The sequence below is a fragment of the Janthinobacterium sp. PC23-8 genome (assembly GCF_002250505.1).
In the GTDB taxonomy this organism is placed as follows: Bacteria; Pseudomonadota; Gammaproteobacteria; order Burkholderiales; family Burkholderiaceae_D; genus Janthinobacterium.
Genome location: NZ_NJGY01000004.1, coordinates 514735 through 532354, shown reverse-complemented (window position 1 = coordinate 532354; position 17620 = coordinate 514735). Strand labels below are relative to the sequence as shown.

Sequence of the window (17620 nt, the reverse complement as noted above, 5' to 3'; positions counted from 1 at the left end):
TCAGGTCAGCGCCGGTGTCACGGTTTTTTCCTTGTAGTCGCACAGGTCGGCAATCATGCAGTTCCAGCATTGCGGCTTGCGCGCGATGCAGGTGTAGCGCCCATGCAGTATCAGCCAATGGTGGGCATCGTGCAGGAATTCCCTGGGCACGAATCTGAGCAATTTTTGCTCGACGATCTCGACATTTTTGCCCGGTGCAAGGCCGGTGCGGTTCGAGACGCGGAAAATATGTGTGTCGACCGCCATCGTTGCTTCCCCAAACGCCGTATTCATCACCACATTGGCCGTCTTGCGGCCCACGCCGGGCAGCGCTTCGAGCGAGGCGCAGTCGCGTGGCACTTCGCCGCCATGCTGCTCCAGCAGGATCTGGCAGGTGGCGATGACGTTTTTGGCCTTGGTGCGGAACAGGCCGATGGTGCGGATGTAATGGCTCAGTTCATCGACACCCAGCGCGAGTATCGCGGCCGGCGTATTGGCGACCGGATACAGTACGCGCGTGGCCTTGTTCACCGACACATCAGTCGCCTGCGCCGACAGCAGCACGGCGATCAGCAGTTCGAACGGCGTGGTGTACTCGAGTTCGGTCTTCGGCGCAGGATTGGCGGCGCGAAAGCGCTTGAAGATTTCCAGGCGTTTGGCGGCGTTCATGCGTCGTTTTCCGGGGTGTCGGCGGCGGGTTGCGCGCTGGCGGCGGCCGCCTTGGCGCGTGCCCGCTCCATGGCTGCGGCGATAATGGCGCGCTTGCGTTCTTTTTCGGCCGCTTCGGCCTCGCTGGCCGGCACTTCCTGCTTGAGTTCCTGCATCTTGGAGACGGCCTTGGCGGCCAGGCGCGCATCGTTTTCCTCGGCTTCGCGGCGCAGCCGCTCGGCGCGGAAATCATGGCGCGCGCGCGCGTCATCGGCATCAAGCTGGCTCCAGGCGTCCCAGCCGGTGGCCTCGCCGCTGACCGGATACATGACGATGCAGTCGACCGGGCAAGGCGCCACGCACAGGTCGCAGCCGGTGCACAGGCTGGTGACCACCGTGTGCATCTGCTTGGCCGCGCCGGCGATGGCGTCGACCGGGCAGGCCTGGATGCACAGGGTACAGCCGATGCACAGCGATTCATCGATATAGGCGACGGAGCGGGGGCGCTCGAGGCCATGCACGGGGTTGAGCGGAATGACTTGCTTGCCCAGCAAGTGCGCCAGCCGCGCGATGCCTTGCACGCCGCCGGGTGGACACTGGTTGATGTCGGCGCTGCCTTCGGCAATCGCTTGCGCATACGGGCGGCAGCCGTGGTAGCCGCACTTGGTGCACTGCGTTTGCGGCAGCAAGTCTTCGATCTGGTCGGCAAGGGAGGGGGGAGCTGGGTGCGGCACGGTGATCTTCAATACAGTAAAACAGTATTATCGGCCATCTGGCCCGCGCACAAGTGAAAAACCTGCCTGGCGCAGGGGACACTGCGGTTGATCGTGTATTGTATTTCCAACAGGAATTAATGACTTTCAATAAACAACTTTAAAAAATGGCGGTTCTATGGGAGGATAAAGATGAAGTTTTATTGCTGGAATTCGACCACATTTCCGCGTGCTATGACTTTCCCGTGGATACGCCAGGCGACAGGAGCAGCATATGCCTTTCCTCCGGACAGTTGCTTTGTCCTTGCTCACTTGCTGCATCGTGCCAGCCGTCCAGGCGCAGGTGGTGCCGGCCACGCGCATTGTGCGCTTTGCCACCGATGACTGGCCGCCTTTTGTTTCGCCCAGGCTGCCGGCCGAGGGCATGTCGGCCGCCATGGTCAGCGCCGTGTTCGAGCGCATGGGTTATCTGGTCAAATATGAGTACTTCCCCTGGAAGCGCACCATGCAGCTGGGTCTCGGCAGTCCGCGCTATGCGGGTTTCATGGCCGTGTGGCGCACGCCGGAGCGGGAAAAGCTCTGCCATTTTTCTGTTCCGATCGGCAATACCCATGGCGTGCTGGCTTATCTGAAGGAAGATGGCTCGCCTGGCGCCAGCTTGCAGGAACTGGGCAAGTTGCGCATCGGCACGGTGGCTGGCTATGCGAATGGCGAGCAGTTCGACGCCATGGTGGCGCGCGGCGAGCTGCACACCGAAGAAGGCCTGAATGACGCGACCAATCTCAAGAAACTGCTGATCCGGCGTTATCGCGTGATCGTTATCGAGCGCCATGTGCTGCAACACCTGGTGATGGGGCCGGAGTTCAGCAAGGCCGAGCGTGAGCGCATCGGCTTTGTCGATACTGCCTTCAGGGAGCGCCCCGTGCATGTGTGCTTCAAGCGCGACGCGGACGGCGCGCTGCTGCAAAAACGCTTCAACGAGGCCGCGCGCGAGGTCGACCTGGCCCGGCTCGAGCGTGACTACTGGAAACGCCTGGAACAGATACCGGCTGGCCTGCCGCTGGCGCCATGAAAAAACGGCGCGCCGCGTGATGCGGGCGCGCCGTTGTCCAGGCAGCGTAGCTGATCAGGAATGCTTCTGGATGAATTCGCCAATTTTCGGGCAAATGATCTCGCGCCAGCGGCGGCCCGAGAAGATGCCGTAGTGACCGCATTTCGGCGCCACGAAGTCCTCTTGCATCTCGGCCGGGATGCTGCTGCACAGGTCATGCGCAGCCTGGGTCTGGCCGGCGCCGGAAATATCGTCCAGTTCGCCTTCGACGGTAAACAGCGCTACATTGGTGATATCTTGCGGACGCACCAGCTGGCCACCCACTTTCCAGGTGCCGGTCGGCAAGCTGAATTCCTGGAACACGGTCTTGATCGTTTCCAGGTAGTACTCGGCCGGCATGTCCAGCACCGCGTTGTACTCGTTGTAGAACTGGCGATGGCCTTCCGCCGGCTCGTCGTCGCCCGTCACCAGGTGCATGTAGAACTCGCGGTGGCTTTGCGCGTGGCGGCCCGGGTTCATGGCGATAAAGCCGGCGTGTTGCAGGAAGCCGGGATAGACCTTGCGGCCAAAGCCCGGGTAGTTCGGCGGCACCGCGTAGATCACGGTGTTCTCAAACCACGAGAATTTCTTTTCCGTCGCCAGGTTGTTCACTTGCGTCGGCGAGCGACGCGGATCGATGGGACCGCCCATCATGGTCATGGTTTTCGGCATGTGCGGATCGTTGGCCGTCGCCATCAGCGAAATGGCGGCCAGCACCGGCACGGTCGGTTGACAGACCGAGATCACATGCAGGTCGGGTGCCAGCAGGCGGATGAATTCCTGCACATAGTAAATGTAGTCGTCGAGGTGGAACGGGCCTTCGCTCAAAGGTACCATGCGCGCGTCGGTCCAGTCGGTGATGTAGACATCATGCTCGGCCAGCAGGCCGCGCACGGTGTCGCGCAGCAGGGTCGAGTGGTGACCGGACAGGGGGGCAACCAGCAGCACTTTGGGCTGTTGCAAACCAGGTGTTTCTTTTTTGAAGTGGATCAGGCGACAAAATGATTTTGTCACGACCACGTGTTCGCGGATGTCAACGCTCTCGCCTTTGACGAGCACGGATTTGATGTCGAACTGGGGTTTTTCGTAGTCTTTGCCAAGGCGGTACATCAGCTCGTAACCGGCTGCGATGCGTTGCGAAAACGGGGTATGGGCCAGTGGTGAAACCGGGTTGGTAAATAACTTGGAGGACATGTCTGCCCATTGCATCACCGGAGTGAGGAAAGAGCGTTGCAGTTCGTGCAGTTGGTAAAGCATATAGAGTCCTTGTTTAATTCCAAGCGCCAATGCGGCTCAAATATCATAATCCAATTCTAAGCCATTTGTTGAGGGCAAAATGTTCTTTAACGCGCATAGGGCCACACTTTGCAGCTTCTGTGCCCTATCGCGCCACACTTGCATGGCAATTCGGAAATCATGTCTTTAATATAAAAAAGCAGCGTTTCCGCTGCTTTTCCAAGGGCTTGCCGGCTGCGCTTACTTGACCAGCAGGTGCAGCTTGTCCTTGACGTCCTTCATCGCCTCGGCGTCCGGCAAGGCCGCCTTGGTCTTGGTGATCGAAGGCCAGTTACGGGCCAGGTCGACGTTAATCTTGATAAAGGCTTGCTGGTCGCCCGGCACGTCTTCTTCCGCGAAAATCGCGTTCACCGGGCATTCCGCCACGCACACTGCGCAGTCAATACATTCGTCCGGATCGATCGCCAGGAAATTCGGGCCTTCCCGGAAACAATCTACCGGGCAGACATCGACGCAATCGGTGTAACGACAGGCGACGCAGGATTCGGTGACAACGTGGGTCATAACAGTCCTATCAAATGGGGGAGGTGCTGTAGCGCCTGCAGGAACTTCAACGGCGCGTACTAAAGCAAAGCACCGTATTTTAAGGCAATTCGCTATTTCTCACAAATCCCGCTTATATACAATATGTATAAGCAAATTCATTTCGGGACGGCGCCGGGCCGCACGGGGAGAGGGCCGGGCGCTCCTGCGTCAATGGTGCCGCCGCAACGGGCGAAAAAACCACAGGCAGGGCGCTGTCGCTTTATTCAGCTCAATCTTTTCAGGGAAATCAGGCGTTGGCGCGGATTTTCGCCACCAGCTGCTGCCAGCGTGCCGTCTGCGCGCTGCCATCGTCGGCAAAGGTGACGGTATGCTGGCTGTCGGGCGCCTCGACGGTGATGCGCCATTGCGCGATATCTGCGCCCAGCGGTTCGCTGTCGGCCAGGTCGGCGGCCGGCGGCGCCGTGAAAAAGTCGCAGCCGGCCAGCGCCGCCTCCAGTGCCTGGCCGGCGGGATGGGTCCGCGTATCGATCTCGTAATGTTCGCGCAGGCCGGCAAAGCCGCCGCTGCTGGTGGCGGAAATTTTCATGGGGTGTCCTGTGGTTGGGGTGAATGGCCGATCAGTCGTGGCGTGGGCCGTAGTCGCGGCACCAGGCGGCCAGCGCTTCGCGTTCCGCATCGAAGGCCTGGTCGGCCGCGCTGTACTGGGCGTTGTTCATGGTACCGCAGCAGGCGTGGCGGTCCTGCGCGGCGCCGTCTTCGTCGACGGTGGCCGGCGCAAACCCGGGCATGCCGTTGCCTGCGCCATCGTCGCCATCGCCGCCATCGCCACGTTGCGCGCCCAGCACTTCGCGCACGGTAAAGCTGTTGCGGATGAAGTCCAGGTAGGCATCCTTGCCATCGGACTTGGCCAGCGACAACATGAGGTTGGCCACGTTGGCGTAGGTGGCCGCACGGGCGGGCGCGGCCAGCAGGGCGCGCAGCACCAGGCCGCACAGGTAGTCGCCGCAGGCCAGCAGCACGGCCGCGTCGTCTTTCAGCTGCGGCCGGCGTTCATGGTCGAAGATGTCGGCCAGGATGTCGTAAATGGCGCCGGTAAACACTTGCGAGATGGCGTGCACCTCGGTACCTGCCTGCGACAGCTTGATGTCGTTGTCGGCGTTGCGCAGGCCATTGGGCCGGCCCAGCGCCAGGCCGAATTGTTCGGCCAGGTCGGCCAAAAAGGTTTTGTCGTGCAGGTTGGCCTTGGTTTGCGTGATCACCGCTTCGACCTGGTCCAGCTGCGACAGGGCCAGGAAGATGGCGGTCAGGTCGCCGAACGACTCATGCAGGCCGCCGGTTTGCGGCGGGTTGCTGTTGAGCAGCCAATTCGGTTTCAGGCCATCGAGCACGGCGTGTCCGGTTTCATGCGACACGATATCGAGCGAGCGGCAGGTGTAGACGCGTTCGGTGGCGCCGCTGGGGACGAAGTCGCCGAATTTCAGCGCCCGTTCGCGGCGGCTGTAATAGGCGTTCATGACGTTCGGCAAGCCGTGCGGGAACACGCGCAGCGGATCGGTATTGCTGGCGCTGTTCCATTGCCAGGGCAACGGCGCGGCCGTGCCGCCCAGTGCCAGCGCGCGCTGGAACATGGTCAGGGTCATGCGCACGATGGCAAAGGTATGCACGGCGTCGAACTGGTCGGTGTTGGGCGAGACGATAAAGTCGCCAAAGGCGTTCGGGCTGACCTGGGCGATGCCGGGTTCGCCAAAGGTGATGCGCGCGTCGCTTGGGCCTTCGAGGATCAGACCCGGCAGGAAGGCCTTGCGCGTGCCCAGTTCGCTGACCGACGGGTCCTGCTTCCAGACCAGCACGCGCGCGCCGACCGGCAGCGCGGCGGTGTTGCGCACGGTCGACTCGCTCAAGCGCGGTGGCCCCGGCTGCAGTGTCAGTTGTGCTTGCTTGCGATGCTGGCGGTAGGGCGCCGACGGCGTCGGTACATAGCCGACCGGCAGCGACACGCATTTGGTCAGCACGGCTTCGACCGGCACGATGACTTTCTGGTCCATGATGGCTCTCCACGACAGGGACGACTGGAACTGGAATAGTCGGCCCGCGTGGCCATGAGGGGATTGATGGCGCGCAAACGATGTGCGGGAAATCGCCGGCTGCTATCATGACGGCCCTGGTATTGCCCGTTTTGATGAAAAGGAAGGTTTGATGGCGGATATAAATATAGTTCAGCAACATAAGCTGACAGCGGAAAAAGCCCGCGCGGCGGCGCAGCAGGTGGCCGACAAGCTGGCCCAGGAATACGATCTGTCGTGCGCCTGGGATGGCGATGTGCTGCGCTTCGAGCGCAGCGGCGTCGATGGCGCGCTGACCCTGGAAAAAGACCAGGCCCAGCTCAACCTGAAGCTCGGTTTCATGCTGAGCGCGTTCGCCCCAATGATCGAAGGCAAGATCGCCGACAAGATGCGCAAGGTGTTTGCCGAAGCGGCCTGATTCAGCACGGCGCGCAACGGGCGGCCAGCCTGGTCTGGCCGCCCGTTGCGCACCGGATGCCACCGCCTTATGTGTGCTGGCGAACATTGCTAGCATATTTCAATTTGGAAAGCTATTGGACTTTGGTGTCTTTTTGCGCTATACTTGACGCATATTTACAACAGCTACGCCCCGCAGCACCTTTGCAACACCTCTGCTCCGCAGGTATTTTTCACCGACACAGTGGAAAATCATCTCAGGGCCTTGCGCCCGCACCCAGCAAGCATTTTGACCCTTGTTTTTCGGTCAAATACATTTGGTTCCATGTATTTGCATGGTACCGCGCGTCGTTAAAAGTCCTGAACCCCAGCCTCTTTTAGCGCGCGGACGACACCCCGGCGCAGGCTAGCCTTGCCGGCAACACGCGTGTCACCCCCCTTTTTCCTGTCGCTTCCGCGCGCTTGTCAGCGCCGCTGCCTGGCCGACGGAAAAAGGTTTGCTGATGCCCGCCGCAGGTTTGCATGCCTGCCGGGTTTCAATCCATTCGTCCAACCGAGGGAGAACCACAACGTGGCAAAACAAATCATCATCGACCATGTATTCAAGGTATTCGGCGACCAGCCGAAAGAAGCGCTGGCACTGGTACGCCAGGGCGCCAGCAAGCAGGACATCCTGGCCCGGACCGACTGCACCATCGGCGTGTTCGACGCCACTTTTACCATAGAAGCGGGCGAGATTTTCGTCATCATGGGCTTGTCCGGTTCCGGCAAGTCGACTCTGGTGCGCATGCTCAACCGCCTGATCGAGCCGACCGACGGCCGCATCATGATTGACGGCAACGACATCAACACCCTGCCCGACAAGGAGCTGCGCGCGCTGCGCCGCAAGGACATCAGCATGGTGTTCCAGTCGTTCGCACTGCTGCCGCAAATTACCGTGCTCGACAACACCGCCTTCGGCATGGAACTGGCCGGCATGCCCAAGCCTCGGCGCCACGCGCTGGCACTGGCAGCGTTGTCCCAGGTGGGCCTCGACGGCTATGGTGCCAGCTACCCTGACGAATTGTCGGGCGGCATGCAGCAGCGCGTGGGCCTGGCCCGTGCGCTGGCCTGCGATCCGTCCATCCTGCTGATGGACGAGGCGTTTTCCGCGCTCGATCCGATCATGCGCACGGAAATGCAATCGGAACTGCTGCGCCTGCAACAGATCAAGCGCCGCACCATCGTCTTCATTTCGCACGACCTCGATGAAGCGATGCGCATCGGCGACCGCATCGCCATCATGAAGGATGGCCATGTGGTGCAAGTGGGCACGCCCGAAGAAATCCTGCGCAAACCGGCCAACGACTATGTGCGCAACTTCGTGCGCGGCGTTGATGCAGCGGCCGTCTTCAAGGCCGGCGATATCGCCCGCAAGAGCCAGATCGTGGTGTCCGAGTCGCCCACCCGCGGTTCGCGCGCCGCGCTGTCGATGCTGGAAGAGCAGGATCGCGCCTACGCCTACGTGGTCAGCCCGCAGAAGAAATTCCTTGGCGTGGTGTCGGCCGATTCCTTGCGCAATGCGCTCGACGGCCATGTCGGCCCGCTGGGCCTGGCACATGCGTATTTGCCGGAGGTGCCGACCATCGATGCGGACGAGCCCGTCGCCGGCCTGTTCGGCCAGGTGGCGCAACTGCCTTACGCCGTCCCTGTGGTGGCCAACGACGGCAGCTTCCGCGGCGCCATCAGCAAGACCACCTTGCTGAAGTTCCTGGACCGCGATACGCCAGCCATTGCCGAACCACAAGCACAGAAAGGACAAGCATGAATCCAGCTACCGTTACCGCAGCAGCACCCGTCGCAGAAACTGCGGCGCAGATCAATCCCTGGCTGCCATCCGCGCCGACCGATACCGCCTGGCTCGACGCCGCCGCGCCGGCCGTCGCGCCCGAGCATGCCGCCGGCGGCTTTCACCTGACGCAGATCGTCGACGGCTCGCTGCCATTGGAGGCCTGGATCAACCAGGGCCTGGGCTGGGTGGTGGCCAATTTTCGGCCGTTTTTCCAGGCCGTGCGTGCGCCGATCGACGCTACTCTGACCGGTGTCAGCGATGTGCTGCTGGCCGCGCCGTCGCTGACGGTGATCGCCATCATTGGCCTCCTGGCGTGGCAATTGACCAGCCGCGCGCTGGCCGTCGGCACCGTCGTATCCCTGCTGGTGGTGGCGATGCTGGGCATCTGGCCGGAAGCGATGATCACCTTGTCGCTGGTGCTGACCTCGCTGGTGTTCTGCATGGTCATCGGTTTGCCGCTGGGGATCTTCCTGGCCAGCAGCGACCGCGCGCAAAACCTCCTGCGTCCGCTGCTCGACGCCATGCAGACCACGCCGGCCTTTGTGTACCTGGTGCCGGTGGTGATGCTGTTTGGTATCGGCAATGCGCCTGGCGTGATCGTCACCATTATCTTCGCCTTGCCGCCGCTGGTGCGCCTGACCAACCTCGGCATTCGCCAGGTGCGTCCCGACCTGATCGAAGCGGCGCGCGCCTATGGCGCCTCGCCGTGGCAGTTGCTGACCCGCGTGCAGTTTCCGCTGGCCATGCCGAACATCATGGCCGGTATCAACCAGTCGCTGATGCTGTCGCTGTCGATGGTGGTGATCGCCTCGATGATCGCCGTCGGTGGCCTGGGCCAGATGGTGTTGCGCGGCATTGGCCGCCTGGACATGGGCCTGGCGACCGTCGGCGGCCTGGGCATCGTGCTGCTGGCCATTACCCTCGACCGCCTGACGCAAGCGATGGGCCAGCCCCGCCGCGGCGTGCGTCACTGGTATCAGACGGGCCCGGCCGGCTTCGTCATGCGCCTGGTGCGCGCCAGCGCGGCGCGCAAGGAAGACGCCGCACCGGCCCCGCTGGCAACCGCACAATAAAGGATTTCTATGCATCAAGTTGAACATTTTAAAGTGACACAAAAATCGCAACGCAAGTTCCAGTGGCTGTCATTCCTGGGCATTGCCGCCCTGGCCCTGAGCACCAGCCTGGCCATGGCGCAGACGCCCGCCGCCGATTTGCCCGGCAAGGGCATCAAGGTGCAGGCGCTGCAAAGCTCGATCGCGGAAGAAACTTTCCAGACCATGCTGGTCGAGCGCGCGCTGGAAAAACTCGGCTATGAAATGCAGCCGGTCAAGGAAGTGGAATATCCGACCGCGCATATCGCCATTGCCAATGGCGACGCGACCTTCCTGGCCGTGCACTGGGACCCGTTGCACAAGGACTATTACGACCATGCCGGCGGCGACGCCAAGCTGATGCGCGTGGGCCAGTATGCGGGCCCGGCCGCGCAGGGCTACCTGATCGATAAAAAGACGGCCGAGAAGTACAACATCACCAATATCGACCAGCTGCGCGACCCGGCCCTGGCCAGGCTGTTCGACCATGATGGCGACGGCAAGGCGGATTTGACCGGCTGCAACCCTGGCTGGGGCTGCGAGGCGATGATCGAAAATCATATGGATGCCTACCAGTTGCGCAAAACCGTGCAGCATGTGCAGGGCAGCTATTCGGCGCTGATCGCCGACACCATCGGCCGCTACCAGCGTGGCGAGCCTATCCTGTACTACACGTGGACGCCGTACTGGGTCAGCGGCGTATTGGTGCCGGGCAAGGATGTGGTGTGGCTGAAAGTGCCGTTCTCGTCCAATCCTGACAAGAGCAATACCCGCATGATGGACGGCAGCGACTACGGTTTTGCCGTCAATACCACGCGCATCGTCGTCAACCGCGCCTGGGCCGAAAAGAACCCGGCGGCCTTGAAACTGTTTGAAGTGATGCGGCTGCCGATAGACGATATCAATGCGCAAAACGAGCGCATGCGCTCCGGCGAAAACACGCAAGCCGATATCGCGCGCCACACGGCAGGCTGGATCAAAGTCCACCAGCAGGCGTTTGACGGCTGGATCGCGCAAGCGCTGGCCGCAGCCAAAAACTAAACCCATAAAAAGGTGGCTACCGATTGGGTAGCCACTTTTGCGTTAACCGCCTGTTGCGGTGGTTATTGGTGAGTTTTTCAGGCGTTTTGGCCGGTTTTCCTGCCAAAACGCACTGATCAGTCCTTCAAATCCTCGATCAGGTCGATATATTGCTGCTGCGCATCTTCTTGCGAAGTGCCGGCCAGCGCGGCCCAGGCGTCGAACTTGGCGCGGCCGACGAAATCGGTCATGCCCGGGCGCTCGCCGGTGGCGTCGCCGCTCGATGCCTGCTTGAACAGCGCATAGATCTTCAGCAAGGTCATATTGTCCGGACGTTCGGACAGGGTCTTGGAATCGAGCTGGGCTTGGTCAAATTGCTCTTGCAAGTTCATGGGTGCTCCTCAATGCTGGATGGATCATGGTGTGGATATGCGGCAAGCCTGGCGGAGTGGCCACCCTGCTTGCCGCAATGCCAGACATCATAGTAAAAAAACCGCGCGCTGCATTAGAGTGCAGCCTCAAAAAAAACGCCGCCTGAAGAGGCGGCGCATGCTGCGGTTGAGCGGGGAATTACACGCCCAGCAGTTCGACATCGAAAATCAGGGTGGCGTTCGGTGGAATCACGCCGCCGGCGCCGCGTGCGCCATAGCCCAGTGCCGCAGGAATGATCAGCTGGCGCTTGCCGCCGATTTTCATGCCTTGCACGCCTTCGTCCCAGCCCTGGATGACGCGGCCTGCGCCGAGCGGGAATTCGAAGGGATCGTTGCGGTCCTTGCTCGAGTCAAATTTCGAACCGGCGCTGCCGTCGTCGTTTTGCAGCCAGCCCGTGTAATGCACGACAACATTGTCGCCTGCCTTGGCTTCGGCGCCGTCGCCGATCACGGTGTCGGTATATTGCAGGCCGGAGGCGGTGGTGGTGATGGACATGAGATTCCTTTTGAAGACGATGAAAGCTACAGATTGTAGAGCATGGGCCGCGAATGCGCCACGGGCCCCGCTATCGTGCTGCTCGACGGTGGTGCGCGCCATTTTGTCATGAGCGTGTCGTCGATTATTGCTATCATCGCGCCTCGCACCGATTTGTTTGACGACGTACATAAAGGGCCGCACTGATGCGCAATGTAATCAATTCCTATGGCCGCGCGCTGCTGTCCCAGCTGCACGGCAAGATGTTGCTGCTGAGCGCGCTGCCGTTTCTGCTGTCGCTGCTGCTGTGGGGCGCCTTGCTGTGGTTCGGCCTGCAGCCGCTGATCGACAGCCTGCACGCGTGGTTTACCGAATACGATTTCTTCCGCACCAGCGGCGCCGTGCTGACCACCTTTGGCCTGGGCATGCTGAAAGCGGTGATCGTGCCGCTGATCGCCATGTTCATGCTGCTGCCGCTGATGATTTTGACGGCGCTGATCTTCATGGGCCTGTTTGCGATGCCGGCGATTGCGCGCCATGTCGGCGGGCGCCACTTTCCGCAGTTGCAACAAAAGCATGGCGGCAGCCTCTTGGGCAGCGTCGGCACTTCGCTGGCCACGTTCTTGCTGTTCATCATTGCCTGGGTGGTAATGCTGCCGCTGTATGCGTTTCCGCCGGCCGCGCTGGTGGGCCAGGCCGTGCTGTGGGGCTGGCTCACTTACCGCGTGATGGCCTATGACGCGATGGCCGACTACGCCAGCGTGGAAGAGCGCCAGGCCATCATGCGCGCGCGCCGCACGCAGCTCTTTGTCATTGGCCTGGTCTCGGGCGTGGCTGGCGCCGTGCCCGGCATGCTGTGGATGGGCGGCGTGATGTCGGTGGTGTTCTTCCCCTTCCTGGCGGGATTCGCCATCTGGCTGTATGTGCTGATCTTTATTTTTACCGGCCTGTGGTTCCAGTACTACTGCCTGGAAGCGTTGGCGGCATTGCGCGCCGTGCAGGGCATGAAGGATGTGCCGGCCGCCGACGCGTAACACCCATTATCATATTGAATCGAACAAAGGAAGTGACATGGCTATCGGACTGATCATCATTGGCGACGAAATTTTGTCGGGCAAGCGCACGGACCAGCATTTTCCGAAAGTGGTGCAGCTGCTCAAGGCGCGTGGCCTGCAGCTGAGCTGGGCGGAATATGTAGGTGACGAGCCGGAGCGCATCGTCGCCTTGCTCAAGCGCACCTTTGCCAGCGGCGACATCGTGCTGTGTTTTGGCGGCATCGGCGCCACGCCCGACGACCATACGCGCCAGGCGGCAGCCAGCGCGCTGGGCCTGCCACTGGTATTGCATCCGCAAGGCAAGCTCAACATCCAGCAGCGCATCACGGAAATGGGCCTGGAAGCGGGCGTGGCGGTCGACCTGGATTCGCCGGAAAACCTGCACCGCCTGAAAATGGCCGAGTTTGCCGAAGGCGCCGAGCTGATCCCGAACCCGTACAACAAGATTGCCGGCTTTGCCGTGCGCGAACATTATTTCGTGCCCGGTTTCCCCGTCATGTCCTGGCCGATGATCGAGTGGGTGCTCGACACCCATTATGCGCACCTGTTCAACCAGGTGCCGCATGCGGAGCATGCGCTGCTGGTGTACGAAACGGCCGAATCCCTGCTCACGCCGCTGATGGTGCGGCTCGAAGCGCAGTTCCCCCTGATCAAGGTATTCAGCCTGCCCAGCGTGGGCGACGCCAACACGCGCCGCCATATCGAACTGGGCGTCAAGGGCGAGCCGGAACAGGCGCAGGCTGCCTTTGCCGAGATGCGCGCCGCGCTCGACGCCTTGCGCGCCGAATACACCACCATCTGAAGGTTGCCAACCCGCTTGCAGCTATGTATGCAAGCGTACAGTCCGGTCGTTGTTTTTTTGCGAAAATCTTTATGGAAGAAAGATTTTTGTGCGCGCTCGTCAATGCTGCTCGTGCCGATGTGGTGCAATGGTGAACAGGACTTTTGCGTCATTGCCGTTCTGCCCACGCGGGCGCTGTCCTGTTGCGTATTGTTGATTCACCGGTCTGGATATCATGTCAAGCAAGCAGCAGTATTACCGGCCTCGCCTGGCCACCGTCTTATCTTGCGCAGAGCACGCCGGCTGCATTTGCCGTCGCCGTCTGGTGCGCGCCAACCACCCCCTTATTCAAACTGACTCCAGCATCCCATGAAAGACACAGGCGACAACCTGGCCCATGCACAAGTGCGGCCTCCCGAAGAACCCGTGGCCGGACCCGAGGCGCCGCCGCCCGTGGGGCCGCGCCCGAAGCGCCGTTCGCGCGTCTGGCCGATCTTTGTCCTGATACTGCTGGCGCTGATCGCCGGCGCGGCCTGGTTCGTCATGCGTGAAGTGCGCAGCTCGGCCTTGCAGGCGGAGTTTTTCAACCGCCTGAGCCGGCAACTGACATACAAGGTCGAGCCCGGCGCCAGTCCTGCCGGCGCGATCCGCTATCCGCAGCATGGCCCGTACGACGAGCGGCTCGGCTACGCCAGCCTGCCCGACTTCATCGGCAAGCTCAATGCGCGCGACTACACCGTCACGGCGCAGTCGCGCATGTCGCCGAAGATGGTGCAACTGGTCGACATGGGCGTGTTTGCCACCTACCACGAGAAAAACCGCGCCGGCCTCGCCATCCTCGATTGCCGCGCCGCGCCGCTGTTTTCGGCCGTCTATCCCGAGCGTGCCTTCAACGGTTTTGCCGAAGCGCCGCCGGCGCTGGTGCAAAGCCTGCTGTTTATCGAAAACCGCGAACTGCTCGACCCGGGCACGCCCGAGCGCAATCCGGCCGTCGAATGGGACCGCCTGAGCAAGGCCGTGCTGGACAAGGCGCTCAATATGGTGGGTGGCCATCGCGGCGGCGGTGGCAGCACGCTGGCCACGCAGATCGAAAAATACCGCCATTCCGAAGACGGCCGCACCAGTTCCATGAAAGACAAGCTGCTGCAGATGCTGTCGGCCAGCCTGCGTTCGTACCAGGATGGCGAAAACACCATGGCGGTGCGGCGCAAGATCGTCGTCAACTACCTCAATACGGTGCCGCTGTCGGCAAAAAGCGGCTTTGGCGAAGTCAACGGCATCGGCGACGGCATGTGGGTCTGGTATGGCCGCAACTTCGACGACGTCAAGGCGCAGTTGACGCCCAGGCTGGACCAGCCGGGCAGCGCGCTGGCCTACAAGCAGGCGCTGAGCCTGTTGATCGCACAGCGCCGTCCCTCGCATTATCTGGTGGCCGGCGGCGCCGACCTCGAAGCGCTGACCAACAGCCACTTGCGCCTGCTGGCGCAGGCCGGCGTGATCACGCCGCAGCTGCGCGATGCCGCGCTGGCCCAGCCATTGCGGCCATCGACGGCGTCCGGCGCGCAGTCGGAGGCGGCCACCTCGTTTGTCACGCGCAAGGCCTCGAATGCCGTGCGCAACCACCTGGCCGGGATGCTGGGCGACCCGCGCCTGTACAACCTCGACCGGCTCGACCTGAGCGTGGTCAGCACGCTCGACGCACAGGCGCAAAACGCCGTCACCAAGGTCTTGCGCGAATTGCGCGATCCGGCGGTGGCGAAAGCGGCCGGCCTGACGGGCAAGGGCATGCTGGGCAATGGCGATCCGGCCAATGTGGTGTACAGCTTTACCTTGCTGCAAAAGGGCGACAAGGCCAACCTGCTGCGCGTGCAGACCGATAACTTCGACCAGCCGCTCGACATCAACGAAGGCGCCAAGCTCGATCTCGGTTCCACCGCCAAGCTGCGCACCCTGGTCAGCTACCTCGATATCGTCGATCAGCTGCAAAAGCGCTACGGCGCCATGAGCGCCAGCGAGTTGTCCAAGGTGGCGGTCGATCCGAAGGACATGCTGACGCAGTGGGGCATCGGCTACCTGTCGTCAAAACCGGTGGGCGAGGCGCGCAACCTGCCGGCCATGCTGGAAGCGGCGATGGAGCGCAAGTATTCGGGCAACCCGGCCGAAGGCTTTTTCACGGGCGGCGGCCTGCATCATTTCGGTAACTTCTCCAAGCTCGACGACAGCCGCATCATGACGGTGCAGCACGCCTTGCAGCAGTCGACCAACCTGGTCTTCGTGCGCCTGATGCGCGACGTGGCGCGCTACTACATGTTCTCGCGGCCAGACTCTTCGGCTTCGCTGCTGGCCGATGCCGACGATCCGCGCCGCGCCCAGTACCTGAGCCGTTTTGCCGACAAGGAAGGGCGCGAATTCCTGCACCGCTTCTACCAGAAGTACCGCGGCAAGAGCGTCGACGAGCAGGAGAAGGTGTTGTTGGCCAGCATAAGGCCAACCCCGGTGCGCCTGGCCAATATCTACCGCACCATCAATCCGAAAGGCACGCGCGCCGAGTTCGCCGACTTCCTGAACGTCAACCTGACGTCGCAGAACGAAGTGCCGCCCGAGCGCGTGGCGAAAATGTACGACCAGTATGCGATGGAAAACTGGTCGCTGGCCGACCGCGGCTACCTGGCCAATGTGCATCCGCTCGAACTGTGGATGGTGGCCTTTTTGCGCCAGAACCCGGGAGCGACCTTGTCGCAGATGGTGGCGGCCAGCGAAAAGCAACGCCAGGAAGTCTACAAATGGCTGTTCAATACGCACCGCAAGCATGCCCAGGACCGCCGCATCGCCGACCTGCTGGAAGTCGAAGGTTTTCTCGAAATCCATCGTCAGTGGAAGAAGATGGGGTATCCGTTCGATTCCCTGGTGCCGTCGTTCGCCACCACCCTGGGCGCCTCGGCCGACCGGCCCGCCGCGCTGGCCGAATTGATGGGCATTATTATCAACGATGGCGTGCGCAAACCAAGCGTGCGCATCGACTCCATGCATTTCGCCGCCAATACGCCGTACGACACCATGGTCAAGCGCGCCACCAACGGCAAGGCCGAGCAGGTGCTGTCGCCGGAGGTGGCGCGCGCGGTGGCCAGGGCGATCCGCGCGGTGGTCTCGGACGGCACCGCCAAGCGCGCCAAGACTGCGTTTGTCGGCGCCGACGGCGTGCCCATTGCCATGGGCGGCAAGACGGGTACCGGCGACCAGCGCTTCGACGTGTATGGCGCCGGCGGGCGGCTGATCGAGTCGCGCTACGTGAACCGCTCGGCCACGTTTGTCTTCAATATCGGCGAGCGTTTCTATGGCAGCATGACGGCCTACGTGCGCGGGCCGGAATCGAAAAACTACGACTTCACCAGCGCCTTGCCGGTGCAGTTGCTGGTGTCGCTGGCGCCCAGCCTGATGCCGCTGATCGAGCAGGGGCCGCCAGCGCAAGGCGCGGCGAAACAGTGTGCCAATTAACCGGCAAACGCCGCCGTCTTGTGCGCCAGGCGCGCATGATAGGCGGCGATTGCCGGATAGTCGGGACGTTCCATCGGCGCCATCAGCCAGCGCTTGGCGGCCAAGCCCAGCACGATGTCGGCCAGGGTAAATTGTTGGCCGCAGACATAGGCGCCGGTGCGTTGCAGTTGCTGCTCCAGGATGCCCATCATGGCGTTCCAGCCGGCGATGCCGGCGGCCAGCAGCGCCGCATCCTGGTGCGCCGGACTTTGGCGCACCAGCGACATGAAGGCGTAGCGCCAGGAATTGTTCAGCTCACCCATCTGCCAGTCCATCCATTTTTCAACCTCGGCGCGGCCGCGCGGGTCTGGGGGCAGCAGGTCGTCGCGGCCTTCGCGTGCGCACAAATAGCGGCAGATGGTGTTCGATTCCCACAGCACCAGGTCGCCGTCAACCAGCACCGGCACCATGGCGTTCGGGTTGAGCGCCAGGAAGGCGGGATCGTTGGTGGCGCGAAAGCCGCTGCCCCAGTCTTCGCGTTCATACGGCAGGTTCAGTTCTTCGCAGGTCCACAGGACCTTGCGGACATTGATCGAGGCGGCTTTGCCGAGGATGTGCAACATGCGTGGCTCCCGGTTGGTGGTTTGGTCTTAATGTAGCGCACGCGAAGCTGCTTGCATAGTTGCCCGTTTCTTGGCATGTTCAGTAAGTACGCATAAATTCTTGTGAATTCTGACTTCCATAACCGGCGCTCTGCGGCGTTGCCCGCTGCTAGCAGTGCTCGCACTGCG

Annotated in this window: 17 protein-coding genes; 8 read left to right on the top strand and 9 right to left on the bottom strand. The window is 62.0% G+C overall.

Going from position 1 to position 17620, the window contains the following annotated elements; translation table 11 throughout:
• Window positions 1-648, bottom strand: coding sequence for an endonuclease III (nth, locus tag CD932_RS25885; RefSeq protein WP_094445740.1), 648 nt, complete (start codon window positions 646-648; stop codon window positions 1-3).
• Window positions 645-1367, bottom strand: a complete 723-nt coding sequence (gene rsxB / locus CD932_RS25880; protein WP_094445880.1) for an electron transport complex subunit RsxB — start codon at window positions 1365-1367, stop codon at window positions 645-647. Before rsxB ends, nth begins: the two co-directional genes overlap by 4 nt.
• 247 nt (window positions 1368-1614) lie before the next feature.
• Here rsxB and CD932_RS25875 point away from each other — a divergent pair, with 247 nt between their 5' ends.
• The gene (locus CD932_RS25875; RefSeq protein WP_094445739.1) at window positions 1615-2412 is read left to right on the top strand and encodes an ABC transporter substrate-binding protein; all 798 of its coding nucleotides are present in this window, start codon (window positions 1615-1617) and stop codon (window positions 2410-2412) included.
• Between the two features lie 54 nt (window positions 2413-2466).
• Here the strand turns inward: CD932_RS25875 and CD932_RS25870 are convergent, their stop codons facing one another.
• From CD932_RS25870 to CD932_RS25855, 4 genes are all read right to left on the bottom strand, one after another.
• Window positions 2467-3687: a polyhydroxyalkanoate depolymerase gene (locus CD932_RS25870; RefSeq protein WP_094445738.1), complete on the bottom strand. Its 1221-nt coding sequence runs from the start codon at window positions 3685-3687 to the stop codon at window positions 2467-2469.
• 219 nt (window positions 3688-3906) lie between these two features.
• Window positions 3907-4230, bottom strand: coding sequence for a ferredoxin FdxA (fdxA, locus tag CD932_RS25865; RefSeq protein WP_094445737.1), 324 nt, complete (start codon window positions 4228-4230; stop codon window positions 3907-3909).
• 268 nt (window positions 4231-4498) lie between these two features.
• Complete coding sequence (locus CD932_RS25860) at window positions 4499-4798, bottom strand: protealysin inhibitor emfourin (protein ID WP_094445736.1); 300 nt, start codon at window positions 4796-4798, stop codon at window positions 4499-4501.
• Between the two features lie 31 nt (window positions 4799-4829).
• On the bottom strand, window positions 4830-6257 hold the full coding sequence (locus CD932_RS25855; protein WP_094445735.1) for a hypothetical protein: 1428 nt from the start codon (window positions 6255-6257) through the stop codon (window positions 4830-4832).
• 151 nt (window positions 6258-6408) lie between these two features.
• Here CD932_RS25855 and CD932_RS25850 point away from each other — a divergent pair, with 151 nt between their 5' ends.
• The 4 genes from CD932_RS25850 to proX all read left to right on the top strand — a co-directional run bounded on the left by CD932_RS25850 (window position 6409) and on the right by proX (window position 10634).
• Window positions 6409-6693 (top strand): polyhydroxyalkanoic acid system family protein, encoded by a 285-nt coding sequence (locus CD932_RS25850; RefSeq protein WP_094445879.1) that lies wholly within the window; start codon window positions 6409-6411, stop codon window positions 6691-6693.
• A gap of 549 nt (window positions 6694-7242) precedes the next feature.
• The gene (proV, locus tag CD932_RS25845) at window positions 7243-8478 is read left to right on the top strand and encodes a glycine betaine/L-proline ABC transporter ATP-binding protein ProV (RefSeq protein ID WP_094445734.1); all 1236 of its coding nucleotides are present in this window, start codon (window positions 7243-7245) and stop codon (window positions 8476-8478) included.
• A complete protein-coding gene (proW, locus tag CD932_RS25840; protein ID WP_094445733.1) occupies window positions 8475-9575 on the top strand; it encodes a glycine betaine/L-proline ABC transporter permease ProW in 1101 nt (366 codons plus the stop codon). The genes proV and proW overlap by 4 nt, the downstream gene beginning before the upstream one ends.
• A gap of 9 nt (window positions 9576-9584) precedes the next feature.
• Window positions 9585-10634 (top strand): glycine betaine/L-proline ABC transporter substrate-binding protein ProX, encoded by a 1050-nt coding sequence (gene proX, locus CD932_RS25835; RefSeq protein ID WP_094445732.1) that lies wholly within the window; start codon window positions 9585-9587, stop codon window positions 10632-10634.
• A 116-nt stretch (window positions 10635-10750) separates the two neighbouring features.
• On the opposite strand, the gene CD932_RS25830 is transcribed toward proX, so the two are convergent.
• The gene (locus CD932_RS25830; RefSeq protein ID WP_094445731.1) at window positions 10751-11005 is read right to left on the bottom strand and encodes an acyl-CoA-binding protein; all 255 of its coding nucleotides are present in this window, start codon (window positions 11003-11005) and stop codon (window positions 10751-10753) included.
• Window positions 11006-11183: 178 nt separating this feature from the next.
• The gene (locus tag CD932_RS25825) at window positions 11184-11540 is read right to left on the bottom strand and encodes an FKBP-type peptidyl-prolyl cis-trans isomerase (protein ID WP_094445730.1); all 357 of its coding nucleotides are present in this window, start codon (window positions 11538-11540) and stop codon (window positions 11184-11186) included.
• 185 nt (window positions 11541-11725) lie between these two features.
• Between CD932_RS25825 and CD932_RS25820 the strand changes: the two genes are divergently transcribed.
• From CD932_RS25820 to CD932_RS25810, 3 genes are all read left to right on the top strand, one after another.
• Window positions 11726-12553, top strand: coding sequence for an EI24 domain-containing protein (locus CD932_RS25820; RefSeq protein WP_094445729.1), 828 nt, complete (start codon window positions 11726-11728; stop codon window positions 12551-12553).
• A 37-nt stretch (window positions 12554-12590) separates the two neighbouring features.
• Window positions 12591-13376: a molybdopterin-binding protein gene (locus CD932_RS25815; RefSeq protein ID WP_094445728.1), complete on the top strand. Its 786-nt coding sequence runs from the start codon at window positions 12591-12593 to the stop codon at window positions 13374-13376.
• 348 nt (window positions 13377-13724) lie between these two features.
• Window positions 13725-16850, top strand: a complete 3126-nt coding sequence (locus tag CD932_RS25810; protein ID WP_094445727.1) for a transglycosylase domain-containing protein — start codon at window positions 13725-13727, stop codon at window positions 16848-16850.
• On the opposite strand, the gene CD932_RS25805 is transcribed toward CD932_RS25810, so the two are convergent.
• Window positions 16847-17452, bottom strand: coding sequence for a glutathione S-transferase family protein (locus CD932_RS25805; RefSeq protein WP_094445726.1), 606 nt, complete (start codon window positions 17450-17452; stop codon window positions 16847-16849). The two genes, CD932_RS25810 and CD932_RS25805, sit on opposite strands and share 4 nt — an antisense overlap.
• Window positions 17453-17620: the final 168 nt, after the last annotated feature.

What these genes read in the sequence shown, in the direction of transcription:
- nth (WP_094445740.1), bottom strand. Translation starts at nt 648, where the DNA reads ATGAACGCCGCCAAACGCCTGGAAATCTTCAAGCGCTTTCGCGCCGCC.
- CD932_RS25875 (WP_094445739.1), top strand. Translation starts at nt 1,615, where the DNA reads ATGCCTTTCCTCCGGACAGTTGCTTTGTCCTTGCTCACTTGCTGCATC.
- CD932_RS25870 (WP_094445738.1), bottom strand. Translation starts at nt 3,687, where the DNA reads ATGCTTTACCAACTGCACGAACTGCAACGCTCTTTCCTCACTCCGGTG.
- fdxA (WP_094445737.1), bottom strand. Translation starts at nt 4,230, where the DNA reads ATGACCCACGTTGTCACCGAATCCTGCGTCGCCTGTCGTTACACCGAT.
- CD932_RS25860 (WP_094445736.1), bottom strand. Translation starts at nt 4,798, where the DNA reads ATGAAAATTTCCGCCACCAGCAGCGGCGGCTTTGCCGGCCTGCGCGAA.
- CD932_RS25855 (WP_094445735.1), bottom strand. Translation starts at nt 6,257, where the DNA reads ATGGACCAGAAAGTCATCGTGCCGGTCGAAGCCGTGCTGACCAAATGC.
- CD932_RS25850 (WP_094445879.1), top strand. Translation starts at nt 6,409, where the DNA reads ATGGCGGATATAAATATAGTTCAGCAACATAAGCTGACAGCGGAAAAA.
- proW (WP_094445733.1), top strand. Translation starts at nt 8,475, where the DNA reads ATGAATCCAGCTACCGTTACCGCAGCAGCACCCGTCGCAGAAACTGCG.
- proX (WP_094445732.1), top strand. Translation starts at nt 9,585, where the DNA reads ATGCATCAAGTTGAACATTTTAAAGTGACACAAAAATCGCAACGCAAG.
- CD932_RS25830 (WP_094445731.1), bottom strand. Translation starts at nt 11,005, where the DNA reads ATGAACTTGCAAGAGCAATTTGACCAAGCCCAGCTCGATTCCAAGACC.
- CD932_RS25825 (WP_094445730.1), bottom strand. Translation starts at nt 11,540, where the DNA reads ATGTCCATCACCACCACCGCCTCCGGCCTGCAATATACCGACACCGTG.
- CD932_RS25820 (WP_094445729.1), top strand. Translation starts at nt 11,726, where the DNA reads ATGCGCAATGTAATCAATTCCTATGGCCGCGCGCTGCTGTCCCAGCTG.
- CD932_RS25815 (WP_094445728.1), top strand. Translation starts at nt 12,591, where the DNA reads ATGGCTATCGGACTGATCATCATTGGCGACGAAATTTTGTCGGGCAAG.
- CD932_RS25810 (WP_094445727.1), top strand. Translation starts at nt 13,725, where the DNA reads ATGAAAGACACAGGCGACAACCTGGCCCATGCACAAGTGCGGCCTCCC.
- CD932_RS25805 (WP_094445726.1), bottom strand. Translation starts at nt 17,452, where the DNA reads ATGTTGCACATCCTCGGCAAAGCCGCCTCGATCAATGTCCGCAAGGTC.